13 protein-coding genes are annotated in these 13,073 nt (G+C 54.3%); 1 reads left to right on the forward strand and 12 read right to left on the reverse strand.

Annotation, left to right across the window (positions count from 1 at the left end; all coding sequences use genetic code 11):
* The first annotated feature begins 42 nt into the window (after positions 1-42).
* A complete protein-coding gene (locus ACGHAD_RS03870; RefSeq protein ID WP_382413731.1) occupies positions 43-4,053 on the forward strand; it encodes a YhdP family protein in 4,011 nt (1,336 codons plus the stop codon).
* 24 nt (positions 4,054-4,077) lie between these two features.
* Here the strand turns inward: ACGHAD_RS03870 and yjgA are convergent, their stop codons facing one another.
* The 12 genes from yjgA to ACGHAD_RS03930 all read right to left on the reverse strand — a co-directional run bounded on the left by yjgA (position 4,078) and on the right by ACGHAD_RS03930 (position 12,816).
* On the reverse strand, positions 4,078-4,596 hold the full coding sequence (gene yjgA, locus ACGHAD_RS03875) for a ribosome biogenesis factor YjgA (protein ID WP_339616455.1): 519 nt from the start codon (positions 4,594-4,596) through the stop codon (positions 4,078-4,080).
* A 72-nt stretch (positions 4,597-4,668) separates the two neighbouring features.
* The gene (locus ACGHAD_RS03880) at positions 4,669-4,941 is read right to left on the reverse strand and encodes an HPr family phosphocarrier protein (protein ID WP_382413728.1); all 273 of its coding nucleotides are present in this window, start codon (positions 4,939-4,941) and stop codon (positions 4,669-4,671) included.
* A complete protein-coding gene (gene rapZ / locus ACGHAD_RS03885) occupies positions 4,942-5,820 on the reverse strand; it encodes an RNase adapter RapZ (RefSeq protein WP_382413726.1) in 879 nt (292 codons plus the stop codon).
* 10 nt (positions 5,821-5,830) lie between these two features.
* On the reverse strand, positions 5,831-6,289 hold the full coding sequence (gene ptsN, locus ACGHAD_RS03890; RefSeq protein WP_339616458.1) for a PTS IIA-like nitrogen regulatory protein PtsN: 459 nt from the start codon (positions 6,287-6,289) through the stop codon (positions 5,831-5,833).
* A 29-nt stretch (positions 6,290-6,318) separates the two neighbouring features.
* Positions 6,319-6,609: a ribosome hibernation-promoting factor, HPF/YfiA family gene (gene hpf / locus ACGHAD_RS03895; RefSeq protein ID WP_339616459.1), complete on the reverse strand. Its 291-nt coding sequence runs from the start codon at positions 6,607-6,609 to the stop codon at positions 6,319-6,321.
* Positions 6,610-6,739: 130 nt separating this feature from the next.
* On the reverse strand, positions 6,740-8,269 hold the full coding sequence (locus ACGHAD_RS03900) for an RNA polymerase factor sigma-54 (protein ID WP_382413723.1): 1,530 nt from the start codon (positions 8,267-8,269) through the stop codon (positions 6,740-6,742).
* 143 nt (positions 8,270-8,412) lie between these two features.
* A complete protein-coding gene (lptB, locus tag ACGHAD_RS03905; RefSeq protein WP_339616461.1) occupies positions 8,413-9,138 on the reverse strand; it encodes an LPS export ABC transporter ATP-binding protein in 726 nt (241 codons plus the stop codon).
* A gap of 1 nt (position 9,139) precedes the next feature.
* The gene (gene lptA / locus ACGHAD_RS03910; RefSeq protein WP_339616462.1) at positions 9,140-9,688 is read right to left on the reverse strand and encodes a lipopolysaccharide transport periplasmic protein LptA; all 549 of its coding nucleotides are present in this window, start codon (positions 9,686-9,688) and stop codon (positions 9,140-9,142) included.
* The gene (gene lptC / locus ACGHAD_RS03915; RefSeq protein ID WP_339616463.1) at positions 9,678-10,214 is read right to left on the reverse strand and encodes an LPS export ABC transporter periplasmic protein LptC; all 537 of its coding nucleotides are present in this window, start codon (positions 10,212-10,214) and stop codon (positions 9,678-9,680) included. The genes lptA and lptC overlap by 11 nt, the downstream gene beginning before the upstream one ends.
* A 40-nt stretch (positions 10,215-10,254) precedes the next feature.
* Complete coding sequence (locus tag ACGHAD_RS03920) at positions 10,255-10,791, reverse strand: KdsC family phosphatase (RefSeq protein WP_382413720.1); 537 nt, start codon at positions 10,789-10,791, stop codon at positions 10,255-10,257.
* Between the two features lie 43 nt (positions 10,792-10,834).
* Entirely contained in the window at positions 10,835-11,806 is a 972-nt protein-coding gene (locus tag ACGHAD_RS03925; RefSeq protein ID WP_382413718.1) for a KpsF/GutQ family sugar-phosphate isomerase, read from the reverse strand.
* Between the two features lie 47 nt (positions 11,807-11,853).
* Positions 11,854-12,816, reverse strand: a complete 963-nt coding sequence (locus tag ACGHAD_RS03930) for a calcium/sodium antiporter (RefSeq protein WP_339616466.1) — start codon at positions 12,814-12,816, stop codon at positions 11,854-11,856.
* Positions 12,817-13,073 lie beyond the last annotated feature (257 nt).

Genomic DNA, 13,073 nt, shown 5'->3' on the forward strand with positions numbered 1-13,073 from the left:
TGCAGCGGACAGCTTGCGACACGGAGCGCGGAGGGCTAGCCGATGTTGCGGGCACTGGGCTATGTGTTGCGAAAACTGTGCTTGATACTGGCAGTGGCGGTGATCGCTCTGGCTGTGCTGGTGCAGGCGGGCCGTAGTTTTTCGTATCTAGTGGCCGACTACCGCCAAGAGCTTGAAACCTTATTGTCAGAGCAGTCCGGTGCGCAGGTCAAATTAACTCAGGTGAGCGCAGACTGGAGCGGCTTACAGCCAGTGCTCGATGTGCAAGGCATTGAGATAGATGCTCTGACGGGCGAGCGTTTACTGGCGATGGACAGCGCCCGGCTGCGACTGGATATCGTGGGTTCGGTTCTCGCCTGGAGACCCGTATGGGGTAATGTCGAACTGGCCGGTGGCACCATGGCTGTCCGTCAGGATGAACAGGGCCATTGGCAGCTGCAGGGAATTAGTAATGACGGTGCGCGCCCCAGCGGTGATTTGCACAATAAAATACTCGACATTCTGCTTGCCTCGCGACGCATTGCCTTTAACAAAATGCATTTAGACTTTCACTTTGACAGTGGCGAGCAAATACGCCTTAACTCCCCATCTTTGTTGCTCGAAAACAGCGGTAGTTTCCATCGGCTATTGGTGCGTGTGGATGTTGCCGAGCACCCGAATACTTTGTTTTTTTTACTTGAGGGGCGAGGCGACCCGCGCGACAAACGTTTTACCGCCGATGCCTACCTGCAGCTGCGAGACTTTCCCGCCAATAAACTTATCGATGTCTTGTTAAAAAAGACTGGCCTTGAAAATCAACAAGCGGGGGGCGATGGCGATATCAGTGCTAGCCTCTGGTTTGGTCGTAAAATTGGCAATGATAGTGTCAGTGTGGTGGGTGACCTTACATTAGCGGATGTCAGTATTCCGTTGGGGGATGCCGAAGCATCGTTAACGCACCTTCGCACCGAGGTGAGCGGACAGTTCGCGAGCGTTAAGCGTTGGCACCTGGCCTTGCAGCAATCGCTGTGGGTGCTGGATGAAGATACGCACCTTGAGCTGGATTTGGTGGCGCGCCGCGCCGGCGCAGAGGCCCCTTTAAGTGCCCAGTTATCGAGTGTGAATTTGGCTAAGGTGACGCAGTTATTGCAGCAAGGCGAGCTGTTGGCGGCGCACCCTACATTGGCGGCATTAGTGGCTAGCCTCGATGCCAAAGGAAAGATCGACTCTCTCGAGTTGTCCGCTATGCCCGGCAAGTGGGCCGATTGGCAGTTAGCCGCCAACCTGGACAAGGTTAGCGTTGGCAGTTGGAATCGAGTGCCGGCTTTTAGCGATGTATCTGGTTATGTCCAAGCGAGTGCCCGAGGGGGCTTCGTACAGATCGATTCGCGCGATGGATTTAGCATGGCGTTTCCCGGAGTTTATCAAGAGCCAATGAGGTTTGATCGCGCGCGCGGGGAGGTGGCTTGGTATCTGCGTCCAGATGAAAATCGCGTGTTCGTCAACAGCGGGCCGTTATTGTTGCACGATGGTGAAGAGCGCGCGCAGGGTTATTTTCATTTAGAGTTACCTTGGCAGCGCAATACTGGCCCAATAGATTTAACGGTGTATGTCAGTGCCGAAGATATAGCGGCCAGCCAGTATCGCAAATATTTACCTGAGATCGTCCCCGATGATGTAAAGCGATACCTGGAGCGCGGTATTGGCACGGATAATCCCGCCGTTGCACCACATGCCGCGTTTATTTATCGCGGTGCACTCAATAGCCGAGATCCCGCTGATCACAATGTGGCGTTGGCGCTAGACATTGCCCAAGGCTACTTTAATTATCACCCGGATTGGCCCGCCGCCCGCAATTTAACCGGGCGCTTATTGCTGGACAATGATGATTTGTACGCGTCTTTTACTCGCGGCCAAATTTATAATAGCGATGTGAAAAACGCCAGCGTAACGCTAAAAGATAATCCGGTTGATGCCGGTAAGGTGTTGGCGGTAACCGGGCAGCTGGATGGCATTGCCAGCGACGGGCTACGTATTTTGCGCCAGAGTGTTTTGCGCGATTACGTTGGTGACACGATGGATACATGGTATCTGCACGGTGACCTAGATGCCGCTGTAGACTTAACCATCCCCTTAACGCCCGGCGCGGCGGGTAGTTACCACAACCTGCAAATTGATGTCGATGCATCAACCTTTGCGTTGGATAATTACGGGTTGGAGCTTGAGAACTTTAACGGGCGAATTTTTTATAACAGTGATGATGGCCTGCGCTCTGAACGGTTGCACGGTCAGCTTTTTGGCCACGAGACGGCCATTACCTTGGGCACCGAGCAACTAGCGCAACAAAGCAGAACGCTGATTGAGGTAGACACTCGCGCAAGTGTTAAACAATTGGCCCATTGGAGCAAACAGCCCGCGCTACTATTTGCCGAAGGTGAGGTGCCGCTGAATGTTCACGTTGAGCTGAATCATCGCAAGGCCAACCCAGCTGGTGACCAGCAGCCAGCCGAATTCCTGGCGGACGGTCAAGGCGGGCGCGAGGACGACTTAATGGCGGCCGTTGGTGTTACCGCCGACCTTGCCGGCATTAAGGTTAATTTGCCCAAGCCACTGGGTAAAAGTGCCAGTGAGCCGGGTCAACTGGTTATTAATTATATTTTAGGAAAGCAAACGGCTTTGGCCGACGTGCATTACTTAGATCGATTGCGCGCGACCTTACATGTCGAGCCCGGCACTCAGCAATTGCTGGGTGGTGCTATTGCGTTGGGCGGCGAGCCGGAAATGCTCGCGAGCCCTACCTTGCATTTTACCGGGCAGCTTGAGCAGATCGACCTTGATCCTTGGCAGCAGGTATTGCAACGCTACGGAGATTATTCCAGGCAATTGCTCGGCGCGGCGCAATCGGGTGCTTCAGGTGCGGCGCAACTCCCCTCGCTGGGTGTGCCACTCTCGGTGGATCTCCATATCAAAGAGCAAGCGGTGGCTGGCATTAGCGTGCAAGACGTGCAGTTACAGGTGCGCCAGTTAACCGAAGCGTGGGACTTTATGGTGTCGAGCGAGGTGTTAACCGCCGAGCTGAATTGGCCGCTAGACCAGGCTGTCCCTGCGCGCCTTAATATTTCGTATTTGCGGCTTCCGGCGCTTGCCGCGAACGATAGTGAATCCGCACTTTCATCCGGTGATACGGCTGAGCATCAATCGTTATTAACTGGGCAGTTGTTGGCTCGGTTGCGCCCGGCCGAGGTGAACATCGAGCAGTTGCAGCTAGGCGACGACCATTACGGCCGTTGGCAGTTTAATGTTCAGCCTGATCCGGATGCTTTGGTGTTGAGTGATGTCTACGGCAGCGTCAGAGGCTTATCCATCGCCGGCCATGGCGAGGGTGGTGGCGCGCTGCGTTGGCAGCTAGAGCCCGAGAGAACGCAATTAAAGGCGCAGTTAAGTGCCACTGATATGGCGGACGTCATGCGTCAGTGGGAGGCCCCACAAAGTCTGGAAAGTGAGTCGGCGGTCTATCAACTGGCGTTGAGTTGGCCTGGCGACCCGTCCGCGTTTGAGCTTGCCAAACTTGAGGGTGATGTCGCGACGGTTATTGGGTCAGGGCGTTTTATTCGAGACTCGGCCATTGCCGGTGAAGGGTTGTTACGCCTGATGGGGTTATTTAACTTTGATTCGCTAGCGCGCCGTTTGCGATTGGATTTCTCGGATCTATACAAAAGCGGCTTAACCTTTGATGAAATCACCGGTGCGGTGCACTTTGATGCGGGCCAAATGGTGGTTGCTGAGCCGGTGTTACTGCGCACACCCTCAAGCCGTATGCAGCTGACCGGTACAGTGGATTTAGTGGATCAAACGCTTGATACACGCTTGGTGGCGACTTTGCCGATGGGTGGTAATTTGACGGTCATTGCCGCATTGGCGGCGGGGTTACCGGCCGCCGCGGGGGTTTTTGTGATCAGCAAATTATTCGAAGAGCAGATGAATAAAGTGACCAGTTTAACCTACAGTATTACTGGCGATTGGGATGACCCGGTGACGGCGTTTGATCGTGCGGCCGAAGCCGAAGAGCAATAGTGTGATGGTGGCTAAACGACAGTTTTATTCGTGTTGCGCTAAAGTGTCCCGAATATAACGAAACAGCTTGCGTGCGTGAGTCGTCGCCTTGGTTTGCGTTGGTGCTTTACGAGCCTGACGAATAAGCTGGCGTAAGTGTTGAATCTCGATGTTGGGGTATTCGGCAATAAAGCGATTCAGTGCGTCTGCCTCATCACTGAGTAGCTCATCGCGCCAGCGCTCAATTAAGTGCTGGCGTTGAATGCTAAGAGTGCCCTGAGATTTTATCGCGGCAAGTTGTGCGGCGACTTCTTCACCATCGACCAACTGCATCAATCGCCCAATACGCTGTAATTGCCGGCGTCTGGCTTCACGCTGGCGAATGCGTTCCATCTCCAGAATGGCCTCGCGCAACTCATCTGGCAGTTCGATATTGGCCAGTTGCGACTCTTTGAGTTCGGTAAGCTCTCGTCCGATTTCTTGCAGCACGTGCATGTCGCGTTTGCGCTGAGACTTACTCGGACCTTCGAATTCTTCAGTGTCTGCTTCAAAATCTGTCGTCATGGCGTCGCGGTTGGCTCGTGTTGGGTGGGGCGCGATTATAGCAGCTCATGCTGAGCGCTGCAGTGGTACGGGTTATTCGTCTTGCTCGTCGAATCCCGCTTCAATCAGCGCACAGATGGCCTCGACCGCCGCATGATCTTGGGGGCCCTCGGCACGTACGCATACCTCGGTACCAATACCGGCGGCCAGCATCATTAATGCCATCATGCTGGCGCAGTCGGCCGATTTATCCGCGGCCTGCAGCTGTATTTGGCAGGGATACTCTTTGGCTAGCGCAACCAGTTTGGCGGCAGAGCGGGCATGCAGGCCTTTATGGTTAACGATGGTAACAAACTTTTCTGGCATTTAATGGCTCTCTTTGGTTGAGTGGCCAAGCTCGCGATGTCTGACCTGGACATTGTCCAGCTGACTGGCAAAGTGAGCCTGCAACTTCTCACACAGGTAAACCGAGCGGTGTTGGCCGCCGGTACAGCCTATAGCAATAGTAATGTAGCTGCGGTTGTTGGCTCGATAATGCGGCCACCAGCGTTCTAAAAACTCTTTTACGTCCGCCAGCATGTCTTGCACCAGCGGCTGTTCGTCAAGAAATTGTGCGACATCCTGATCGATACCGGTTTGGCTGCGCAAGTTAGGGTCCCAGTGGGGGTTGGGAAGGCAGCGTGCGTCAAAGACTAAATCGGCGTTGTTGGGTGGCCCGTGTTTAAAACCAAAAGATTCAAACAGTACCGCCATACCCTCTGCATCGGGCTCCGCCACTCGCTCTTTAATTAGCTCCCGTAATTGATGCACGTTTAATGCGCTGGTATCAACCACTAAGTCGGCGCTATCGCGCATAGGCAATAGTAGCTGCTGCTCAGTTTCAATCGCTTCTGTTAAATTTGTGTGCTTGTTGCTTAGGGGGTGTTTGCGCCGGGTCTCGCTAAAGCGCTGGACGATTTTATCGGCATCAGCATCTAGGAAGATAACGGTAAAGGGCAGGCGAGCATCGCGCAGCGGCTTGATGGCGACTGGAAACATTGCCAGGTCTTGCCAGGCATCGCGAATATCAATCCCGATGGCAAAGTTTTGGTTGTCGGCATCTTTATGCAGCTGAATTTGATCGACTAAGGCTGGCAGTAGGCTGATCGGTAAGTTGTCGATGCAGTTATAGGCGGAGTCTTCCAGCGCATTGAGCGCGGTACTTTTACCTGAGCCGGATAATCCGCTGACAATGACAAGGTGCATACACGCCTACCTATCCGTTGTCGTGAGCGATGGCGGCCGCGTATAGAGCCTGGCCGCTGTCAGCATCGCGCAGAGTTTGCCGATAGGCGCTTTCGTTGAGCGCCCCGGCCAATGCTGCCAGCGTGTGTAGATGTTCGTCATTGGCTTGATCGGGTACCAACATGGCAAACAGAACGTCGACGGGTTCGCCGTCAATCGCATCAAAATCTATCGGCGCTTTGAGCGTAATCAGTGCGGCGATGGTCGCTTCGCAGCCCGGCAGGCGGCTGTGAGGAATGGCAATGCCGTGGCCAATGCCGGTCGAGCCGAGTTTCTCACGCGCGACCAGGCGGCGAAAGATTTCGTCGGCATCCATGCCGGGGATACTCTCGGCAATGGTGTTGGCGAGAATTTCTAAGGCACGTTTTTTACTGACACCTTCGATTCGGCTCAGGGTACGTTCAGGCGATAAGATCTGTGCAATTTGCATAGTATTTTGCGTAACTTGTTAGTAACTAATTAGCGGTGGCTGCGAAGTTTTTCTTTGTGTTTGATTAATTGCCGGTCGAGCTTGTCGGTCATGGCATCAATCGAGGTGTAGAGATCGTCTGACTCGGCGTCAGCAAAAATGTCTTTGCCGTTAACGTGAATCTTCGCCTCGGCTTTTTGCGTTTGTTTTTCTACCGACACGGTAACATTGATTGTGGTGATCAAATCGCTGTGGTGAGTCAGTCGTTCCAGTTTGGATTCGATGTGATTATGAATCGCTTCGGTGACATCGACGTGATGGCCGCTGATAGTTACTTGCATACACTGCTCCTCGTGTCTGTCTGCTGCCTAAGTTGTTGTGCTGCACCCTTGGTATAAGCGCATTGCCTCGAGCGATTGGCAGAACTTCAACATAGCAAGGATTAGAAGTTCTGTCACATGGGCCGGTGTCTTAACCCAGCCCTTTGCGCTCATTAGAAGGCGGAATATTCAACGACTCGCGATACTTGGCGATTGTACGCCGGGCAACGCGAATCCCTTGATCGGAAAGCATCTCGGTGATTTTGCTATCGCTCAGAGGTTTTTTCGGGTTCTCTGCCGCGACCAGCTTTTTAATAATAGCTCGGATTGCGGTCGACGAGCACTCGCCGCCAGAATCGGTGCTCACATGGCTAGAGAAAAAGTATTTTAACTCGAATATGCCTTGTGGCGTGTGCATATACTTTTGGGTGGTGACCCGCGAGATAGTCGACTCATGCATCTCCACTAGCTCGGCAATATCGTGCAGCACCAGTGGCTTCATGGCCTCGGCGCCGTACTCTAAAAAACCACGTTGCTTTTCGACGATACAGGTGGCCACCTTTAGCAGAGTTTCGTTGCGACTTTGCAGGCTCTTTAAAAACCAGCGGGCCTCTTGCAGGTTGTCTTTTAAGAAGGTGTTGTCGCGGCTGGAGTCGGCGCGCTTGACCATAGAGGCGTAGCCGGAGTTGATCCGCAGCTTTGGCGCTATGTCTGGGTTGAGCTCAACTGTCCAGCGTCCTTCCTTCTTATCCACAAACACGTCGGGTACGACATACTCGGTTTCGCTGGTGCTGATGCCGTCGCCGGGGTGTGGATTAAGGGTTTTAATCAACGCCACGGCTTGAGCTAACTCAGGCTCTTTGAGGCGGGTCTTGCGCATCAGTTGGCGGTAGTCGCGGCTACCGAGCAACGGCAAGTACTGGCGCACAATCAGTTGCGCCGCCTCTAAAAAAGGGGTGCTTTTGTCGTATTGGGCCAGCTGCACCAGTAAGCAGTCGACTAAGTCGATGCTGCAAGTGCCGCAAGGGTCAAACTGTTGTAGGCGGTGTTGTACCGCCTGCACCTCGTCGAGTTCTAGGTCGTCCCAATTGGCGGTTAAACCCTCAAAAATATCCTCGATACTGCTACTGAGAAGACCCGAGGGCTCGACTGAGTCAATGATCGCCAGAGCAATGATCTCATCGCGCTCGGACATGGGCGTGAGGTTGAGCTGCCACATTAGGTGGTCGTAGAGCGATTCGGTATTGCCGCGACGGCTTTCGAAGTCGTTATCGTCGCCCTCGTAGTTACTGGCGGGTAATGTTGACGACGAACTCTCGTAGACATCATCCCAGCTGGTATCAACGGGTAGGTCTTGCGGGATCGACTCGCTCCACTCGCTGTCAGCGGTGGGTTCGTCCGCCTCGGCGGTGGTTTGGGTGCTCGCTGGGTCTGCGGGGTTCAGCTCGTCCTGGCTGTTATCGCGGCGTTCATCTTTGCCGTCGGTGTCACTATCCTTTTGGTCGCTACCACTGTTGTCGTCGAGGTTCTCCTCAACTTCGAGCATGGGGTTGGAGTCCAGCGCCTCTTGGATCTCTTGTTGCAGATCCAGCGTCGATAGCTGCAGGAGGCGGATGGCCTGTTGCAGCTGCGGCGTCATGGTGAGCTGTTGACCCAACTTTAGCTGTAGGGACTGCTTCATAATGTTAGCAATGGCACTCAGATTGTGTTGTTGTAACTGTGGAGTTTAGTCATCAACACCAAGCCAAGCAATAGTACTAAGCAATCTTTGTGCCTGAAAGTCAAAAAATAGAGATTGTCAAGTGGTGGTGCGGCTGCTCGGCTTTACAGCATAAAGTTGTCACCGAGGTAGACTTTGCGCACTTTCTGATTGGCCAGAACCTGCTCCGAGCTGCCCTCAGCGATGATATGGCCCTCGCTGACGATATAGGCTTTTTCGCAGATGCCAAGTGTTTCTCGGACATTGTGATCGGTAATCAAAATACCAATGCCGCGATCCTTAAGGTGACGCACAATGTGCTGAATGTCGCTGACCGAGATAGGGTCAACCCCGGCGAAGGGCTCATCTAGTAGAATAAAGGCCGGGTCCGTTGCCAGGGCGCGGGCGATTTCGACCCGGCGGCGCTCGCCACCCGAGAGCGACATGCCGAGGTTGTCGCGAATGTGGGTGATGTGAAACTCCTGCAGTAGCTGCTCGAGCTGCTCTAGGCGCTGTGGTTTTTTGAGATCGCGTCGAGTCTCTAAGATGGCGAGGATGTTGTCCGCCACCGACAGCTTGCGAAACACCGAGGCCTCTTGCGGCAGGTAACCAATGCCCGCCCGGGCCCGGCCGTGGATCGGTAGGTGTGTCAGGTCTAGCTCGTCTAGGGTGACGCGGCCGTTGTCGGCTTTGACCAGCCCCGCGATCATGTAAAAGCAGGTGGTTTTACCCGCGCCGTTAGGCCCGAGTAAGCCGACAATTTCACCGCTGCTAACAGACATCGACACGTCAGCGACGACTTGGCGGCGTTTGTAGCTTTTAGCGAGGTTGTGTGCAGTAAGAGTGGCCATATTATTTTTCGGTCGCTCCGGCAGGAATCACCATTTTGATACGCTCGTTCGAGTTGTCATCGCTCTGGGCGTTGATGAGTTCGCGGGCCAAGTCATAGTGAATGCTGTGGCCTTGCATAATCGCGCCGTCTTGTTCGATTTTAGCGCTGTTGCTGAGCGTTACCGTGCGCTTGTCGTGGTCGTAGCTGATCTCGTGAGCCTCGGCAAACACTTTGCCTTTGTCGGCTTGGGGTTGCTGTTCAAAGTGTGCCGGGGAGCCAGATGCCTCGATTTTGGCGACTGAATTGTCACTTTTAAAGTGAACCACGATACGCTCGGCATCGATGATCAACGAGCCTTGTTGGAGGCGCGCTGAGCCGGTGTAGGTGACTAGCCCATTTTTTTGATCAAACAGTTGTTTGTCGGCCTGTAGCTGAAAGTCTTGCTCGCGGTCGTCGGGTAAGGCGTGAGCTGTTGTGGCAATCATTGCCATTGCGGCGGCTAAAGCCAGCGCCGGGACTCGCGGAAATAAGCCCGTCTTTAAATAGCGCTTAATATCATTAAGGGGCATAAGTGGCTTTTACCTCGGATAGCAGTTCAATACGTCCGTTGTCGAGCTCGGCATTGAGGCCAACAGCGCGAGTGGTGCCGCGCTCGCTACGCATGGTAACAGGTTTGTCGGTATGCGCGTATTGCTGGTCAGTGTCGATGGTTAGATCATCGGTGGTTAAGGTCACCCAGCCGTATTGGCCTTTTTCGTTCCATACCTGCACATTGTCGCGCAGGGTGATGGCGTTGCTGACACTGGTGCCTTGCTTGGCTGAAAGTTGCCATGGCTCAGTACTCGATTGGCGATAAAGCGTGACGTGGGGGTGATCCACTTCGCTGCGGTTAATGGTGCCATTGCTAAACGAGGTAACAGAGCGGGCAACCATTTTGTGTTTGAGGCTGCCGTTGTTGCTATAGGTGCGATCGACAATGCCCGTCATATACGATTGCGGGAATTGCTTTTGCGCCTTGGCGCTCTCGTCACTTAACAGCATGTCACGGGGCGAGTATTGCAGTGCGCCATAAATCAGCGCGCTGCATATCGACATAAGCAGTATCCAAGATTTGGGTTGCCGGGGCCGCACAGGCTTAGTCCTCAGTTGCGATAAATGGCGCCAGCATGGCGGTGTAGCTGCCTTGCGCCTGCATAATTAAATCACAGGCGTCGCGCACGGCACCGTCGCCCCCGCGGTTATGGCTAATCCAGTGGGCGCGCTCGGTGACCGCGCTGTGGCCGTTGGGAACCGACAGCGCCAGACCCACCCGGGTCATGATGGTTAAGTCGGGCCAGTCGTCTCCCATGTGGGCAATTTCATCAAGTTCGATATCCATGCCTTCGATCATTTCACCCAGTGCCTGCCATTTGTCTTCGCGGCCCTGAATTAATAATGTAATGCCTAAGTCCCGAGCGCGACGGGCCACCAGTGCACTGGTGCGGCCGGTGATGATACCCACCTTGACGCCGGATTTTTGCAATAATTTGAGGCCTTGTCCATCGAGTGTATTAAAGGCTTTTAGTTCATTGCCGGCGTTATCAAAATACAGTTTACAGTCGGTGAGCACGCCGTCGACATCCAGTAATAGTAATTTAATGCGGCGTGCGCGGGTTAGGGTTTCTTCGGTCATAAGTTAATGGCTGTATTGGAGAGTGTGTAAGGTCGCGGTGCGATTAAATAACGCCGGCGCGCAAAAGATCGTGCATATGGACAACGCCGGTAGGGATTCGCTTGTCGCCCGTGATCACCAAGGCGGTAATTTTTCGGGTTTCCATAAGGTTAAGCGCCTCGGCGGCGAGCGTGTCGGGTGTGACGGTGGTCGGGCTGTGATTCATAATCTCGTGCATTTGTGCCGAGTGTATGTCCACGCCGCGATCAATACTGCGGCGCAAATCACCATCGGTAAAGATGCCGGCAAGCTCGCCACTGTCTTCAGCTACCGTGGTCATGCCAAAGCCTTTCGTGGTCATCTCCAGTAGCGCTCGGGCTAGGGTGTCGTGCTTTGCAACGACCGGCAGTTCATCTTTACTGTGCATGACGTCGCTGACTCGTAGCAACAGTTTGCGCCCCAGTGAGCCACCGGGGTGCGAGAAAGCAAAGTCTTCGGCGGTAAAGCCGCGGGCCTCAAGCAGGGCGATGGCGAGGGCGTCTCCTAGCACTGTGGTGACGGTGGCGCTGGATGTTGGCGCCAGTGCCAGCGGGCAGGCTTCGCGCTCGACGGCGATACTGAGGTGAGCGTCGGCCGCCTGCGCCAATACCGACTCGGGCGCACCGGTCATGCTGATCATTGGCACGCCTAGCCGTTTAATCAGCGGTAAAAGCGTCAGTAGTTCGGGGGAGTTGCCGGAGTAGGAAATGGCAATAAGCAGGTCATCGCGCGTTAGCATGCCCAGATCGCCGTGACTGGCTTCACCTGGGTGCATAAAAAACGCGGGGGTGCCGGTGCTAACCAATGTCGCCGCTATCTTTTTGCCCATATGACCAGACTTGCCCATGCCCGAGACGATGACACGACCGGTGCACTTTAAAATCTGGCGGCAGGCGCGGCTAAATTGCTCATCAATATGACCGCGCAGCTCGGCGACCGCTTGAGTCTCAAGCTCAATGGTGCGCAGCGCTGACTGGCCAAAATCGAATTCCGTCATGATATTGCGTGATTCCTAATGCTTTTGATGGGCGCTAGTATAATGCATTAAGCCAACAGCAGGACGTAATAACCGGCATACAGCGCTAGCAGCAGCAGGCCGAGTGGTTTGCCCAGCGCTGCCCCACCGCTGTTGCGGCGGGTTAAAAAGCTGATATACAAAGCGATGGCAAGTATCAGTGTTAAGGCGCCCATGGCCAAGAAGTCGCGATTAAAAACGGCGGACTCCATGTCGAGTGGGGCAATGATGCCCGGTATGGCCATTACCGCTAAAATGTTAAACAGATTAGAGCCGATTACATTGCCGATAGCGATGTCATAATGGCCTTTAAGGGCGCTGGCAACCGATGCCGCCAGCTCCGGTAGGCTAGTACCTACCGCGACCACCGTAAGACCGATAACCAGTGGGCTGACGCCAAAGGCTAGGGCCAGTTCACTGGCGCCGCGCACCAGTAAATCGGAGCTGATGATCAAGATGACCAGCCCGACAATAAACCAAGCGATTGACGCGAACCGGCTCATGACTGGAATATCGTCTTCAACCTCTTCCGGGTGGTGACGTTTGCTCCAGATGATCAACCCCATGGCGCAGGGCAACAACGCCAGCATCGCCCAGCCCTCTTGGCGAGAGAGGTGGGCGTCGCTCAGGAACCATCCAGCTAGAGCGGTGACAAACAGCAGAACCGGCAGCTCTATTTTTAGCAGGTGGTTTTGTACTGGCAGCACCGCAATTAGTGCGGTAGCGCCCAGTACGAGGCCAATGTTGGCCAGGTTTGAGCCGAGTGCATTGCCCACCGCCAGGTCTCCTGCACCGCGCAGTGCTGCATTAAGCGAGACGACGACCTCGGGTGCCGACGTGCCAAACGCGACGATAGTGAGGCCGATGATCAGCTTGGATATGCCAAAGGTGCGCGCCATAGCGGCGCTGCCGGCAACGAACTTATCCGCGCTCCATATTAGGCCAACGAAGCCGATGAGCACCAAAAGTGCGGGAAACCAAAGCTGGGTCATAAAGTGATCTCGGTGTAATACTGGATGATTTTTGCTAAAGGACGGCACCATTTTACTGTGATGCTGTCTGTAGGCTGGTGCGCGGCTAAATGGTATAGTGTTCCGCTTCGCACAGCAATTGCGAGCGCTCCGCTCGCCGCCTGATTGGCGTATATTTTGGTGCTAGGCAATCCAGCCAGTTTAGTTGTACGTACTATATTTAACCTTACTTGCCTGTGTCGCTCGCTAGGGAAGAGTTTGTTGTAATTTACTCGTTA

Source organism: Gilvimarinus japonicus, assembly GCF_042847215.1.
GTDB classification, from domain to species: Bacteria; Pseudomonadota; Gammaproteobacteria; order Pseudomonadales; family Cellvibrionaceae; genus Gilvimarinus; species Gilvimarinus japonicus.